At 38.7% G+C, this 15,692-nt stretch carries 14 protein-coding genes and 1 pseudogene; 8 read left to right on the forward strand and 7 right to left on the reverse strand.

The annotated features are described in order from the left end of the window. The first annotated feature begins 130 nt into the window (after window positions 1-130). The 3 genes from JFY49_RS08705 (at window position 131) to JFY49_RS08715 (ending at window position 2,778) form a co-directional block, all read left to right on the forward strand. Entirely contained in the window at window positions 131-1,051 is a 921-nt protein-coding gene (locus tag JFY49_RS08705) for an alpha/beta fold hydrolase (protein ID WP_200222600.1), read from the forward strand. A 26-nt stretch (window positions 1,052-1,077) separates the two neighbouring features. Further along, window positions 1,078-1,782 carry an SIR2 family NAD-dependent protein deacylase gene (locus tag JFY49_RS08710; protein WP_200222601.1) on the forward strand — a complete coding sequence of 235 codons (705 nt, stop codon included), beginning with the start codon at window positions 1,078-1,080 and terminating at the stop codon, window positions 1,780-1,782. A 96-nt stretch (window positions 1,783-1,878) separates the two neighbouring features. Next, window positions 1,879-2,778, forward strand: coding sequence for a LysR substrate-binding domain-containing protein (locus tag JFY49_RS08715; RefSeq protein ID WP_200222602.1), 900 nt, complete (start codon window positions 1,879-1,881; stop codon window positions 2,776-2,778). A 422-nt stretch (window positions 2,779-3,200) separates the two neighbouring features. Here JFY49_RS08715 and map read toward each other — a convergent pair whose 3' ends face one another. Next, window positions 3,201-3,995 (reverse strand): type I methionyl aminopeptidase, encoded by a 795-nt coding sequence (gene map / locus JFY49_RS08720; RefSeq protein ID WP_086197383.1) that lies wholly within the window; start codon window positions 3,993-3,995, stop codon window positions 3,201-3,203. Between the two features lie 358 nt (window positions 3,996-4,353). Here map and brnQ point away from each other — a divergent pair, with 358 nt between their 5' ends. Together brnQ and JFY49_RS08730 are read left to right on the forward strand one after the other, a co-directional pair. Further along, window positions 4,354-5,646 carry a branched-chain amino acid transport system II carrier protein gene (brnQ, locus tag JFY49_RS08725; protein WP_200222603.1) on the forward strand — a complete coding sequence of 431 codons (1,293 nt, stop codon included), beginning with the start codon at window positions 4,354-4,356 and terminating at the stop codon, window positions 5,644-5,646. Window positions 5,647-6,125: 479 nt separating this feature from the next. After that, window positions 6,126-6,368 (forward strand): hypothetical protein, encoded by a 243-nt coding sequence (locus JFY49_RS08730; RefSeq protein WP_086197385.1) that lies wholly within the window; start codon window positions 6,126-6,128, stop codon window positions 6,366-6,368. A gap of 70 nt (window positions 6,369-6,438) precedes the next feature. Here JFY49_RS08730 and JFY49_RS08735 read toward each other — a convergent pair. After that, a pseudogene (locus JFY49_RS08735) lies at window positions 6,439-6,908 on the reverse strand (hypothetical protein). 117 nt (window positions 6,909-7,025) lie between these two features. On the opposite strand from JFY49_RS08735, the gene JFY49_RS08740 reads away from it, so the two are divergent. Further along, a complete protein-coding gene (locus JFY49_RS08740) occupies window positions 7,026-7,886 on the forward strand; it encodes an alpha/beta fold hydrolase (RefSeq protein ID WP_200222604.1) in 861 nt (286 codons plus the stop codon). 223 nt (window positions 7,887-8,109) lie between these two features. Here JFY49_RS08740 and JFY49_RS08745 read toward each other — a convergent pair whose 3' ends face one another. The 4 genes from JFY49_RS08745 to JFY49_RS08760 all read right to left on the reverse strand — a co-directional run bounded on the left by JFY49_RS08745 (window position 8,110) and on the right by JFY49_RS08760 (window position 13,317). Continuing rightward, window positions 8,110-9,249 carry a sensor domain-containing diguanylate cyclase gene (locus JFY49_RS08745; protein ID WP_180043745.1) on the reverse strand — a complete coding sequence of 380 codons (1,140 nt, stop codon included), beginning with the start codon at window positions 9,247-9,249 and terminating at the stop codon, window positions 8,110-8,112. Between the two features lie 355 nt (window positions 9,250-9,604). Beyond that, window positions 9,605-12,244 carry a bifunctional aconitate hydratase 2/2-methylisocitrate dehydratase gene (locus JFY49_RS08750; RefSeq protein WP_086197300.1) on the reverse strand — a complete coding sequence of 880 codons (2,640 nt, stop codon included), beginning with the start codon at window positions 12,242-12,244 and terminating at the stop codon, window positions 9,605-9,607. 296 nt (window positions 12,245-12,540) lie between these two features. Beyond that, window positions 12,541-12,813 carry a hypothetical protein gene (locus tag JFY49_RS08755; RefSeq protein WP_200224841.1) on the reverse strand — a complete coding sequence of 91 codons (273 nt, stop codon included), beginning with the start codon at window positions 12,811-12,813 and terminating at the stop codon, window positions 12,541-12,543. Window positions 12,814-12,957: 144 nt separating this feature from the next. Continuing rightward, window positions 12,958-13,317, reverse strand: coding sequence for a hypothetical protein (locus JFY49_RS08760; RefSeq protein ID WP_200222605.1), 360 nt, complete (start codon window positions 13,315-13,317; stop codon window positions 12,958-12,960). Between the two features lie 444 nt (window positions 13,318-13,761). On the opposite strand from JFY49_RS08760, the gene JFY49_RS08765 reads away from it, so the two are divergent. Both JFY49_RS08765 and JFY49_RS08770 read left to right on the forward strand, forming a co-directional pair. After that, window positions 13,762-13,971: a cold-shock protein gene (locus JFY49_RS08765; protein ID WP_086175076.1), complete on the forward strand. Its 210-nt coding sequence runs from the start codon at window positions 13,762-13,764 to the stop codon at window positions 13,969-13,971. A 177-nt stretch (window positions 13,972-14,148) separates the two neighbouring features. Further along, entirely contained in the window at window positions 14,149-15,111 is a 963-nt protein-coding gene (locus JFY49_RS08770) for an IS30 family transposase (RefSeq protein WP_131272768.1), read from the forward strand. A gap of 203 nt (window positions 15,112-15,314) precedes the next feature. Here the strand turns inward: JFY49_RS08770 and JFY49_RS08775 are convergent, their stop codons facing one another. Beyond that, complete coding sequence (locus JFY49_RS08775) at window positions 15,315-15,515, reverse strand: hypothetical protein (RefSeq protein ID WP_200222606.1); 201 nt, start codon at window positions 15,513-15,515, stop codon at window positions 15,315-15,317. Window positions 15,516-15,692 lie beyond the last annotated feature (177 nt).

Here is a 15,692-nt window from a genome sequence, read left to right on the forward strand (position 1 = left end):
TTCTTGCATAAATACCTTTTATTTCTCTTGCGCAGACTAGAAATACATTTCAATTCAGCTCAGGGAGAAAAATAAAGAGGATGTCAGCAGTTAGAGTTATGAAAGAAGTCTAATAAGCAAGGAAACAACCATGCCACATTACCTTATGCCAGATAATGAACAACTGTTTGTCCGTGATTATGGACAAGGCCAACCGGTTTTAGTTCTTTCCGGTTTGGGCATGCTGAGCTGGCAATGGCTTCCGTTTCTTTATCGGCATGCTAAAACGCATCGCTTTATTATTCCGGACTGGCGCGGCTTTGGTGGTTCGCAAGAGTGTGCCATTCCCGAAATGGATGCCATTTCCAGTCACTGGCGTGATATTGAAAGCTTGATTGAACAGCTCCAGTTAAACGATTTCGCCGTGATTGCCTATTCCATGGGTGCAACTACAGCGATGCATGGCATGTACTATGGCAACTTTGCCGAACAGATCACAGCCTATTTACATATTGACCAGACCCCTAAAATTTCGGTAGATGATAGCTGGGATTATGGTTTATTTGGTCAACAGCATCCGTTATTTATTTCTATTCTGACAGAACTATCGCAGTTGCTGGCTCAGCATCAACACATTCAATATATAAAAGACATGAATAGCCAAGCCCGCGGACAGATTGCCAAGCTCTGGCTACAGTTTATTGGCCTGCAGAACAGCAGTAAATACAGTTTAAAAGCCTTTGAATGGGTCTTAAACCAGTCGCGGTTGCAAAGTTTATTACTGCCCTCCAAGCGGGTCGACTATATGGCCTGGTATATCAACAACTATCTGTACCATCAGGAAGATTACCGCGAAGCCCTGCAAAAATTGCAATGTCCAGTGACTTTTCTCAGTGGGACACAATCCAAGCTTTATCCGGTGGAAGGCCAAACCCTGATTGCGCAGAGTATTGCTCATGCCAAACAAGTGCATTTTGAAAAATCTGGACATACTCCGTTGCTTACTGAACCGCTAAAGTTTGCACGAGAAATTAGTGAATTCCTGCAAGACAATGTGACTCATAAACCTTAAACAGCTGAATGAAATCAGGAGCCGAGATGAAAAAACTGGTGGTCTTTTCGGGAGCAGGTATGAGTGCCGAAAGTGGTATCAACACATTTCGGGACAGTGATGGCTTATGGGAACAATATCGAATTGAAGACGTTGCAACACCTGAAGCATGGAAACGTGATCCAGAACTGGTCCAACGTTTCTATAACGAACGGCGTAAAAATATTCTGGCTGCCAAGCCCAATGCAGCACATCAGCTCATTGCCGAACTTGAAGATGTTTTTGATGTACACGTCATTACCCAAAACATTGATGATCTGCATGAACGTGCTGGAAGTAGCAAGGTCATTCATCTACATGGCAATATTCGCCTGGCTAAAACTTCAGGGCCAAACTGTCAATACAGCACTGAATTCTATCCAGTCGAAGGTACTGAACTGGATCTGAACAAACACTTCTGCAAGGATGGCTATCCGCTACGTCCACATGTGGTCTGGTTTGGTGAGGCCGTACCTGCCTATGCCGATGCACAAGACTGCGTACAGAATGCGGATATTTTTATTGTGATTGGTACCAGTTTACAGGTTTATCCAGTGGCAGGGTTAATTCATGAAATCTCACCTGCCTGTAGCGCTTACTATATTGACCCCAAAGCTGATCAGCAGCACCTGCCCCCACAATTCCAGAAAATTGTGATGACCGCTACTCAAGGCATGCAATACCTGAAAAAAATATTGCGACAATCACGATAAGCCTTTCTATTGAATAACAAAACCACAAAACAGATATTGACATAATGCAACAATAAACTTTTAATCAGCTTATTGTTGCATAAATGGAATTCTTAAATGCTGTCTGATCTTGATGATTTTTATTGCTTTGCCTTAGTGGTCGAACATGGGGGCTTTAGTGCAGCAGAACGCGCAACCGATATTCCAAAATCAAAATTAAGCCGCCGCGTTTATAATCTGGAAGAACACTTAGGGGTGCGACTGATTCAGCGCAGTTCCCGCCATTTTGCCGTAACTGATATTGGCATGAATATTTACCGCCATGCCCAGGTCATGATGAATGCGGCACAAGCGGCTCATGATCTGGTCGATCATCTCAGCATTCAGCCGCGTGGTGTAATCAAGGTCAGTTTGCCTGTTTCAATTGCGCAAAATGAAATTGCCAAGATTTTGCCAAAATTCCTGAAAACCTATCCGGAAATTAAAGTGCAGCTCATTGTCAGTAACCGCCGTGTCGATATCATCAATGAAGGCATTGATGTGGCACTTCGGGTACGTTCCAATCTGGATGATGACCCGAATCTGGTTTTACGCAAATTTGAAAATATCGAGCAGCACCTGTTTGCTAGCCAAGCCTATCTAAATGAATTTGGCGACTTAAAACAGCCTGAGGATTTAAGCAATCATCAAATTCTCAGTATGTCAGATGAACATTTAGACCAATACATTATTGTGCATGATGATAAAAACCGGCAGAAAAAAATCAAGGTCAATCCTATAGTGATGGGATCTGACCTGATGATGCTGGCACAACTGGCACGACAAAATTGCGGAATTGTGTTATTGCCCGACAGCATTGTGCAGGATCATGTTCAGAATGGTGAATTGGTACGTGTATTGCCGGACTGGAAAGCACCACATGGGATTTTCCACGCAGTTTATCCTTCACGCCGTGGCCTATTACCTGCGGTCCGTGTCTTTATCGACTATTTGGTGGAACAGCTCAGTAAGCATTAAGCTTTTATGGATCTGAGTAAAAAAAGCAATCACAGGGCTATCTTCAACCCATCGACAGAGGCCTTTTGAGTTGCTAATGAATACATTACAAAAAACCGTAAATCTTATTGTTACAAAAACATAAAATTTACTTGAGTAATACACAAATTTAGATAAAAAAAAGCTTATCCGAGGTGGATAAGCTTATAAACTTTAAATAAGGAAAATAAGAAACTACAGCTAGAATCTATAGTTGTATATTACAAAGAAAAAATGTAAATATCTAATAGATAAAAGATATCAAAAAAGTATAGCAAAAACATTTTTATCTAATAAATCATAAATTTACATCTTAATATCATAGATATTAAAACTTTATATGAACACAAAATATACAATTCTATACTAAAGTATAAAGTTGTATATTTCATTTAACTCTTCGCTTAAATCACAGGATATGAGCCAGTACCTTCTGGCCAAGGAGATAACAGTTCAAAACCGGTATCCGTTACAGCAACCATATGTTCCCATTGTGCTGTCAAAGAGCGGTCTGCTGTAACAACAGTCCAGCCATCCTTAAGCTCTTTAACACGCGCCTTGCCTGCATTGACCATCGGCTCAATGGTAAAAACCATGCCTTTTTTAAGGATCAGACCTTGACCAGGCTGACCATAATGCAGCACATTCGGCTGTTCATGATAGACCTTACCAATGCCATGACCGCAGTATTCACGGACAATGCTATAGCCCTCACGATGAGCCACAGACTGAATAGCAAAACCGATATCACCTAAAGTTGCGCCCGGTTTCACCGCATGGATGCCGGCCACCATGGCTTCATAAGTGGTTTCAACCAGTTTTTTCGCTTCCGGTTTTACATTTCCGACATAATACATCCGGCTGGTATCGCCAAAATAACCATCTTTAATGATCGCAACATCAATATTGATAATATCGCCATCCTGCAAAATGGTGTTTGGCGATGGGATACCGTGACAAACCACTTCATTTGGAGAAATACAGGTGGTTTTGGTATAGCCATAATAACCCACATTGGCTGGAATGACTTTTAAGGTATTCACAATGAAATCATTGCAGATATCATCCAGATACTCTGTACTTACTCCAGGCTTGACATACTTCCCTATCATTTCCAAAACCTGAGCAGCCAAACGTCCAGAAATACGGAGTTTCTCTAAATCTTGCTCAGTTTTAATGGTAATAGTGGAAGCTTTCATTGCATCATCCTCAGAAATAAGGCTTATGATTATAGTCCTTTTACTTTAATTTTGTTTAATATGAGCAGATAAACAGCGGAGTTTTGAGCATTTTTAGTCAACCATGCGGTTAATTTATATACATTTAAACGATCATTATAAAAAAATCAAAATCTGCTTAAAAAATTAAAAAAGCATGACAGCCTATACTTTTATGCTTTTTACCAATTAATCAAATATATAAATAAATTTAAATTCTTCAGGTGTTCAGTTTAAGAGCTTACTGAACCTCTAAAACTTATAAGCTGCATAAAATGAACTGTAAAAAAGCACTAATATCTTCTAAAATCGCTTTTTTGTTTAATTCCTCTCCCTTTTTATGACGAATCTCCGCACAAGGGATATTATTGCCTTGGGTTTTATGACTTTTGCACTTTTTATTGGTGCGGGCAATATTATCTTTCCACCAATTGTCGCTCAACAAGCGGGTGAACATGTATGGTTAGCTGCTTTAGGTTTTCTTATTACTGCAGTTGGCCTGCCTGTTATCACCATTATGGCACTTTCACGTGTAGAAGGATCAATCCAGAATTTAAGTTCACCTCTGGGTAAAATCGCCAGCCTGATTTTAACCATTGTATGTTACTTAGCTGTTGGTCCTCTATTTGCAACACCTCGTACAGCCACAGTTTCCTATGAAATCGGTTTCTCTTCCTATTTTGGTACATCAAGTAGCAGTCTGCTGATTTATAGTGCAATTTATTTTGCAGTCGTCACTGTTATTTCCTTATATCCCAACAAACTGCTCGATACTGTCGGCCACTTCCTGGCACCTTTAAAGATTATTTCTTTGGCAGTATTAGGTATCTCTGCATTTGTCATTCCTGCTGGATTCATTTCACCAGCAATTAACAACTATGCGACTGCCCCAGTTTCTGAAGGTTTTGTCAATGGTTACTTAACTATGGACACTTTGGGTGCATTGGTATTTGGTATTGTTATTATTCACGCAATTCATTCACGTGGTGTAACAGATAAAAAACTGGTGACCAAGTATGCCGTGATTGCCAGCCTGATTTCTGGTGCAGGTTTAACCTTGGTTTATTTAAGCCTGTTTAAACTCGGTTTAGGCAGCCATGAAATCGCTCCAAATGCAGCAAATGGTGCAGTGATCCTGCATGCCTATGTGCAGCATGCTTTTGGTGATATTGGTTCTGTATTCTTGACCGGCATGATTTTCCTGGCCTGTATGGTAACAGCGATTGGTTTAACCTGTGCTTGTGCAGAATACTTCTCTGAACTGACTAAAGTTCCTTATAAAATTTTAGTGTTTGTTCTGGTTGGTTTCGCTTTCATCATTTCAAACCTCGGTTTAACCAAACTGATTGCTGTGTCTGTACCTGTTTTAAGTGCCATTTATCCACCAGCAATTGCAGTGATTCTACTGAGCTTCTTGTGGAAATTTTTCAACAGGCCTGCTTATGTGGTTGCACCAGTAACTGCAGTGGCCCTGTTATTCGGTATTTTTGACGGCCTGAAAGTTGCAGGACTTGAAGCCTACTTGCCTGGTTTCATTCAAAATCTACCGTTAAATGCACAAAATTTAGCATGGCTGATTCCATCTATTATTGTGCTGATTATTGCTATCGTCATCGATAAAGTTAGAAAATAACTGAGTTGATGTGCTTAAAATCTGGTTTTACCCAAACCTGATTTTAACCGTGATCAATAAAACATCATGTTTTACCCAAACTGGGTTTTATTGTTTACATCCTCATCAATCCAACATGGTTGCTTAAACATATAAAATTCAATCAGTCACGATTAGACTGATCCTGCCGTATCCCGTCCCAAACCTTGATACACTTCTAGACTGGCATCAATATTGCTTCTTTTATATTCACTATTGTTGAGTATCTTGACATCTTTTTAACTAGTAAGAATGAATGAGGAGGATAATTGCATATTCAGAAGAAATATCCAGCATTTATATGTTGAATAAAATCAGGCTATAAACTTATGTCTAACATATTTTTATGACAAAATAGTGACATCAACTATTGAAATGAATCGAAATACCAAGTACAACAATAGAAACTAATCTGACTAAAACAATTAGGTTTAGGTCAATATATAACCGGAGGAGTGGAGATGTTATCATTACATTTCAATAAAGAAATCTTCATTAACGCTCTAAAAGCAAATAAGAATATGGTCACTTATTTGAGTACTACGGTTGCTCTGATTGTGACACTCATTATTCATGGTTTAATTCAAGGCAACTTAAAACCTGAATTCTTTATGTATGCTTTTATTGTATCGGTAGCTTTCTATGTGTGGGCTGTGGTCGATCAGAAATACCGTCAACAGAAGCAAAATACTTCTACAGAATAAAAGATGGGTGAACTATCACCCATCTTAATAATAATTAATCATCCAGAACTTATACCAAAATCACCAATCATCAAGTTAAAACTTTCACTAGGCCGATCATTGTACCAAGCAATAATCCTGTTGTAGCAACCAACTCTCCAATGATCAGAAAAATCATTGCACTGCTTAGTATCCATTTTGGCAAATGCCAACGTCCCATTTGATGAGGTTGCTTAAACTGATTGGTCGTATCTTTCAGCCAGCCATGTAACACATAACTTAAAATTGAAAAGCTAAAAAAGAAAAGATTGATCAATACAAAAGTAAAGTTAAGTCCATCACTCCAAACTGAAAATAAGCTAGAATTGCAATAATCAGGCTGGCTGGTGCATAGAGCAAGCTACTTCTATGCGCAATATCAACATAATAATGGGCCCGCGCCTGTGCTGAATGATGAATCTGATAATATTTCCATACCCCGGTCAGCATACCCACCCAAAGAAAAACACCACTAAACAACACGGCCCAAGCTACAGCCTGTGTTAAATTTTCCGCTTCCATGCATTTATATCCTTATTTTTAGATCGTTATTTTGACTTTAAAGTCATGAATTATACAAGTTTCTTTTTAGAACTTGGCTACAGTAGTTACCATATATACTTATTCCATATTCTCCATATGAACACTTTTGAATCATTAACAATTACCTGTAAAGATGGATATTCACTTAGCGGCCGCTTTTATGCAGCCAGCGCTACGCAAAAAAAGAATTACCCCGTCCTCATCTGTCCAGCAACCGGGATTACCCAGAATTTTTATCATGCTTTTGCAGAATGGTTAATCACACAAGGCTATGAGGTTTTGAGTTTCGATTTCCGCGGAATTGGTCGTTTTTTACATGGTCCGCTTAGTCAATCTGAAGCCAGCATTATAGATTGGGGTAAACTGGATATTCCCGCTGCAATAGAAACCTTGTTATATAAAACTCAAGCCGATCAGGTCATTTTAGTTGGTCACAGTGCTGGCGGTCAGCTTTTGGGTATTGTGCCTAATCATGAAAAAGTAGCCAAAGTTGTTGCGGTTTCAGGTTCAACCGGGCATGTTAAAGGCTTAAAGGGCCGCACCAAATTGCTGGCTTCTGTCATGTTTAATGTCCTTTTTCCATTGGCTCGCATCACCAAAGGTTATGCTCCAACTCAAGCAATTGGAATGGGAGAAAATCTACCTAAAGATGTCACCAAACAATGGGCACAATTTTGTCGTAAACCGGGTTATGTGATCAATGCGATTGGCAAAAGCGTGTTTGAAGATTATCACACTCAAATTAGCTGCCCGATTACGGTACTGTGGTCATCGGATGATGAAATTGCAACGGAAGCCAACGTAAAGGATTTATTACGCCTGTACCCGAATGCCGATACTCAAATGATTGAGCTAAAACCAAAAAGCTACGGACATAAAACGATTGGTCATATGCTGATGTTTAAGAAGTCTCATCAAAATTTATGGTCGGTGATTGAAAAAGAACTCTTGGCTTAAGCATTTATACATCGCCAATTTTAGAAAATTATGTTCTAATACAATTAGTTTGAGATGAGCCTCTTACAGTATATAAGCTTAGATCTTATATACGACTAGCCCCTAACCATGGGGCTTTTTAATGTCTGAAATTTATTACTTGTATATTATGGACAAAAATAATGGCGTTCTATAATTTTTTATTTAATTCAAAATCCGGACATTAAAGGTAAATCTAATTTTTTTAATTAAAACATACCCGGTTTCGTCCACTATTTTTGGCTTCATATAAATGCTTATCTGCTATTTCCAAGGCACTCATAAACTGAGATTCAGTTTCTATTTTAGCCGCTCCAAAACTTGCAGTAATTTTAATGTCATGAATAAAAATTTGATCTTCAACCTTTTTACGTAAACGCTCAACTAAAACCCATGAAGCCTCCTCATTTGGACTTTGCAGCAAGATAATAAATTCTTCCCCACCAAACCGCCCAACAATATCACCTTCCCGAATATTAAACCTGCATATATCGGCAAATGCGTATAAAATTTTATCTCCCACAACATGTCCCCATGTATCATTTATATTCTTAAAATTATCAATATCACACATCACAAGATAAACTTCACCATATTGTTTTTTCTCAAACAGGTCTTTGGTTTTTTCCAGGAAGCCATTCCGGTTATACAATTTGGTTAAAGGATCTCTCAACCGCTCTTCATTAAGGCTAGTAAACATTTCTTTTACAGCTACGGCCGAGAGAATAATGGCAAACCACAGACTGATAAAAACATTTATAGAAATCAGCATCATCCACCAAGTTGTGGTCGCCACGGTCATATGTTGCAGTTCTTGAAGATACACAATGACTATTAAAGCTCTAATAAAGGCATAGATAACGACGAAAAAATAACTCAAACACAAAAGTTTTTCTAAAGCATAGGTTTTCTTAAATAAAACATATACTTTTGGTAGGGCTAAAGCTTCCAGGCATAAAATCACCACACTAACTATGACCACTCGTGACCATAAATTCTCATCGATATAGGTGAAATATAGAAGTAAAGTTATACCCGCAATAATAAGGCCAGAAGAGATCCATCTATTTAATTTTGCATTAGCTTTTAAGAACATTCCATGTACGACTGCCCAAACCCCACCTATATACAGAATTGCAAACCAAGGCGCTGTTAGCCGTAGTTGTGTATTTGTCATCAATGTCTGTGTAGCGAATGCTACAGATAACAGAATACAACCAACTCCCATCCACATTAAATACTTGGGTGCTTTAAACCTTAAATATGCAACAATAAAGGCCGTACCAATCAGAATTAAGCAAATTGGGTAAATCAACAAGAAATAGTGAGTAGCTGGTAGATTCACGGACTTGAACAACCACTAGAACTGTGTAGTTTTTATTCTAAATTGTTTAGCTAAACTTATTCAATAAATATTTATTTTTAATAAGAAAATATTAATTGATTATTTTTAAAAACTGAGTCATTTTTTAAATGCTCTTTTCATATTCCATCTCAACAAAATATTCGCACTTTTATTTGATATTTAAAGTCATTGTTCTATTAGAGTGCTTGGAAATATTACTTTTCAGCAAAGATCAGACGTTTGTATAAATTCATTGAGGCTTTTAAAAAGTCCAGAATACCAACTCTCTATACTTGTCATTACTCCAAAAAATAAGGGCTGATAAATCAGCCCTTATTTTCAACTACTTATTCAATCAAGACAATTGAGCAGCAGCAATTTTCTTGGTATCGATGTCTTTAGCAGCATCTGTATACTCGCCCATCTTGTCGAAGTTCAAGTATTGATAGATGTCAGCAGACATGCTGTCAATTTGAGCTGCATATTGTTGATATTCTTCTGGAGTTGGTAATTTACCAAGTACAGCAGCAACAGATGCAAGTTCAGCAGAAGCTAAGTAAACGTTAGCGCCTTGACCTAAACGGTTCGGGAAGTTACGAGTAGAAGTCGATACACAAGTTGTGTTCGGAGCTACACGTGCTTGGTTACCCATACATAATGAACAGCCTGGCATTTCAGTACGAGCGCCAGCTTTACCATAAATGTTATAGAAACCTTCTTCCATCAATTGGTGCTCGTCCATACGAGTTGGCGGAGCCAACCATAAACGAGTAGACAATACGCCACCAGGTACTTTATCAAGTAATTTACCAGCAGCACGGAAGTGACCGATATTCGTCATACATGAACCAACGAATACTTCGTCAATCTTAACGCCTTGAACGTCAGAAAGAAGTTTAGCGTCATCTGGATCGTTCGGGCAGCAAAGAACAGGTTCAGTGATTGTAGCTAGGTCGATTTCATACACTTTAGTGTATTCAGCGTCAGCATCAGCTTTAAGAAGTGATGGATTCGCCAACCATTTTTCCATGTTCTCAACACGACGAGCCATAGTACGCGCATCGCCATAACCTTGAGAAATCATCCATTTCAACATAGTGATGTTAGAACGGAGGTATTCAGCAACTTTCTCTTCAGAAAGCGTAATTGAACAACCAGCAGCAGAACGTTCAGCAGAAGCATCAGAAAGTTCGAATGCTTGTTCTACTGTTAATTCAGTTTCCATTTCAGTCAGGTCGATTTCTAGGATACGACCAGAGAAAATGTTTTTCTTACCTTTTTTCTCAACAGTAAGATCGCCTTCTTGGATCGCACGGTAAGGAATCGCATGTACAAGGTCACGTAGAGTGATACCAGGCTGCATTTTACCTTTGAATTTCACAAGAACAGATTCAGGCATGTCTAGTGGCATAACACCAGTCGCTGCAGCGAACGCTACAAGACCAGAACCTGCTGGGAATGAAATACCGATTGGGAAACGAGTATGTGAGTCACCACCAGTACCAACAGTATCTGGAAGAAGCATACGGTTTAACCAAGAGTGAATAATACCGTCACCTGGACGTAATGAAACACCACCACGGTTCATGATGAAATCAGGAAGCGTGTGTTGCATTTGTACGTCAACTGGTTTTGGATATGCAGCTGTGTGACAGAAAGATTGCATTACCAGATCAGCAGAGAAGCCCAAGCAAGCCAAGTCTTTCAATTCGTCACGAGTCATTGGACCAGTTGTATCTTGAGAACCAACAGTTGTCATCTTAGGTTCGCAGTAAGTACCTGGACGAACACCTTGACCTTCTGGAAGACCACAAGCGCGACCTACCATTTTTTGAGCTTGAGTGAAGCCTTTACCAGTATTCTCAGGTTGAACTGGAGTACGGAATAAAGTTGAAGGTGCAAGACCTAAAGCTTCACGCGCTTTACCAGTCAAACCACGACCAATAATCAGGTTGATACGGCCACCAGCACGTACTTCATCTAACAACACTGGAGTTTTGAGTTCAGACTCGGCAATTTGAGCGCCATCTTTGAATGCAGTTACTTTAGCAGCAGCATGGTCGATTTTAAGTGTGATCTCGTCGCCCATGTTCATGTTGGTAACGTCGATCTCGACTGGTAACGCACCAGCATCTTCCATTGTGTTGAAGAAGATCGGAGCAATTTTACCACCTAAGCAGTAACCACCGTCTTTTTTGTTCGGGATGTGAGCAATTTCGTCACCAAAGAACCAAAGAACAGAGTTAGTTGCAGATTTACGAGAAGAACCTGTACCAACTACGTCGCCTACGTAAGCAACTTGGTTGCCTTTCGCAACAAGTTCTTTAATTTGGCTTAATGGACCAACTTCACCTGGTTTTTCAGGATTGATGCCATCACGTTCGTTTTTCAACATCGCATTTGCATGTAATGGGATGTCAGGACGGCTCCAAGCATCTTGAGCTGGAGACAAGTCATCAGTGTTAGTTTCACCAGTAACTTTGAATACAGTTAATTTGATTTCTTCTGGAACGTCTTTACGGCTAGTGAACCATTCAGCATCAGCCCAAGACTGCATAACAGCTTGTGCATTTGCATTGCCCGCTTTCGCTTTGTCAGCTACGTCATGGAATGCATCAAATACAAGAAGAGTTTTTTTCAATGCATCAGCAGCTAAACCTGATAATTCTGCATTGTCTAAAAGTTCAACTAAAGGTGCAACGTTATAACCACCAAGCATAGTACCCAGTAAGTAAACCGCACGTTCTTTAGAAACTAATGGTGAAGTCGCTTCACCTTTTGCCACAGCAGCCAAGAAAGCAGCTTTAACATAAGCAGCTTGGTCAACACCTGCTGGAACACGGTTTTCAAGCAAGTCAACTAAAAATGCTTCTTCTCCAGCTGGTGGATTTTTTAATAGTTCAACCAAGTCAGCTGTTTGAGCATCGTCAAGTGGCTTCGGTGGGACTCCGAGTGCGGCACGTTCTGCAACGTGTTGGCGGTAAGCTTCTAGCACAGTGTTATTCCTCTTTTTTAAAAAATTATTTACGAATTCCAGCTTATGCAAAGCTTCGCAAATAATATGGACTGCTAAATTTTACTAAAATTCCAGTTAAAAGTTAATGCAACTACAGTGTTTCTTTGTGATGCCCATTATTTTATAGCTAAATAATAGGCATATCGATTACACAATAAGCAAATCCTTCACTTTTAAAGCTTTTTAATGATGAAAAAAGTTACTTTTAATGGAACATTCAACACAAAAAAGACAACTCCATGTTGCCTGTTTTGCTTATATAAAAATATTCAACCTTAGTGGACAGTGGTGGCTGTTAAATATTGAGCTAATTCTGCACGATTCCCGGTAAATTTAACTGCACATTCATCTTCAAACAGGCCTTGATGTTGATTACTGGCGAATGAAATATCAACTAAATAACGAGGATAATACTGATCTGCCAATTTTCTACGCAGAAACACTTTATCTCCCACACTCAGGACATAATTTGCACCACCAATAATTGCTACACCGTGCTCATCTTCCAAGAGCAAATCTTCATGATGCAAGTAGCCAATCACATCCATATTTCTACTCCAGTCATTATAATTCTTGATTTCATTATTCAATAACAAGATAAGTTTTTCCATATTTTTGATGAAGCAAATGTCACAATTTATGCTGATCAATATACTCAGGCTATTTTAAGTCACCCAATAAAAAACCGTTCATTAGAACGGTTTGTAATTCGGCATTTTGTCATGCGGCGTAGCGATACATTTTTCAGTTATTTTCTGCTTAAATTGATTACGGCTGGCTTCTGGATCTTTATTAATTTCATCTATAGGAAATGCATAGACCTGTTCAATAATATCCAGAATAAAGGTTTTAGTGATTTCATCTTCAATCTTGTTGGCGTGTTCTATAGCGGCCTCTTTGGTAATGGTATTTTGACGATCATACATAATATTGTTTGCCGCATTACCCATACTGGTACAATAGCCTTTCCACTGTTCTTCAGGTGTTAATGGCTTCTTTTCACTACAGCCCACTAAAGCAACCAATGCCATCAAAGTGAATAACTTTTTCATCAATGTTCTCCTGTTGCCTCCTATCATAATCAAAGTTAAGCAAAATACGAAATCATCAAAACAAGATATCCCCAAAAATCATGAGCAAACTAAAATCAAGTACATAAAAATAAGCTCTATTTTAATTTCATGGGTTTAAAAAAGACTTTGAATTGAATTTTTTATTTTTAACTGATCTTTAAGTTATTAATTTAATTAAACATAATTATTAAGTTACAAATTTAAGCTATAAAAAGCAGCAATAGGTAGCTATTCATTTGCATAATTTCAAACATAACTGTATGCTTAAACCCAACTAGAAAAATAGTTTGCTCTGGTAAATCTTCTTGTATTTCGCAGTTTTAGTCATAATCCTTCGTTTTTCAGATTTAAAGTTCCATTCTTATTTTCAAGTTAAATTATCTGGCTTTTCAATAAGCTAAAAACATTTTTAAGGATTTTATTATGTCTAATACTGTAAAAGGTACTGTTAAGTGGTTTAACGAAACTAAAGGTTTTGGTTTTATTCAACAAGAAAATGGTCCTGACGTTTTCGCTCATTTCAGCGAAATCACTGGTAATGGCTTCAAAACTTTGGCTGAAGGCCAACAAGTTGAATTCAGCATCGCTCAAGGTCAAAAAGGCCCGAATGCTGTAAACATCGTAGCACTATAATTTTTAAATCACGCTTGCCGACTGCAAGTATGATTTAAAAAAAGCGAGAGTTAAACTCTCGCTTTTTTTTGGACGCAGATTCAAATCCCAAGTGCGACACATTTGTAGTTAGTTGAAAAAGTTAGGTGTATTCGTAGAATCATTGGACTTTTTCAACTCGCAATTGGAAAGCACACAATGAAGAAATACACCCAACTTTCTCAAGATGAAAGATACGAAATTTATGCTACTTTGAAAAGTAAAAGTTCAATCGCTACCCTTGCTCGGGAGTTAGGGCGTTCACGATCAACCATCTACCGTGAATTAAAAAGAAATACTGGGCAACGTGGATATAGAGCTCAACAGGCAGCTAAATTTGCAAGTCAAAGACGGTACCGTCCTTCATCACCCATGACAGCGTTTGCCTTCGCTTATATTGATTATTTGATTGGCTTGGACTGGTCACCAGAACAAATTTCAGGTGCTTTAACACAACGCTGTTGGCTGGATGTACCTTCACATGAGTGGATTTACCAGTACATTTATCAAGATAAATCAAAAGGCGGTAAACTCCATCTACACTTAAGGCATCAGAAGAAATATCGAAAACGAGGTTACAAAAACACGGATCGTAGGGGTCAAATCATTGATAAAACAAGTATTCATTGCCGAGACCAGGTCATTGATCAACGACAACGTTTAGGAGATTTCGAAGGTGACACGGTGATTGGTAAACATCATAAAGGTGCTTTATTAACTCTCGTTGATCGAAAGAGCCTGTACGTACATATTGTTCATTTAGGGCCAACGAGAGCATCCTCTCAAACGATTACTTGTGCATTAGATCGTTTACAGATGAGCCATGCTTATAGTGTGACATTTGATAATGGCAAGGAATTTTCCGAACACAAAAGAATTACTGATGCTGGCATAGATACGTATTTTGCTGATCCTTACAAGTCTATTCAGCGAGCTAGAAATGAAAATACGAATGGTTTAATCCGGCAATATCTGCCAAAATCGTCATCGTTTGATGACGTGTCAAACGAACAAATAGAGCAGATAGAATTTGCACTCAACCATCGTCCTAGAAAAACACTAGGTTGGCATACACCGAGTGAAGTTATGGCTGGTTTTTATACTGTTGCACTTGCCGCTTGAATCCGCCGGATTTTAAAACACTGATGCGCTAAATTAGGGTGTTTTATTGAGTAGTTGATCTACCAGTTCATTAATTTTAGTTTCAATGATGCACGTTGCGAGTGACATTGCTGAGGTCAGAATCGGGGGATTGGAAATATTGTTTCATTCATGTCCACTACCTCACAGAAAATAAATAGCCCAATATTGAATTGGGCTTTTCTTTACTCTTCAACTTCAATCGGATCGCCATCTTCAGGTCGTATATGACGAGTTCCATCATCTGCAGGGTCAACACTTGAGCCATCTTTAGTAATCGTGTTGTACATCTCATCCTCTCTCTTATCGTCGATAAATTCTTCATCTTCGAAATCTTGAGGCTCATTATCATCGTCAAAATCTAAAGGCTTTTCTTCATCTATCATGACAATCCATCACTTGTTTGATCAAACAAATATCATGCTCAAACATTCGACAGTGTTATTCAATAGTGAACTATCCTTATTTGTGTAACTGATGATGAGATATTTTGTTGTAGCTAAAACCACAAATGCAACTCCGAAATGACGCAACAATCTGCATATGGTCTACACTGCTAAAAA

Source organism: Acinetobacter sp. CS-2 (assembly GCF_016599715.1).
Lineage (GTDB): Bacteria > Pseudomonadota > Gammaproteobacteria > Pseudomonadales > Moraxellaceae > Acinetobacter.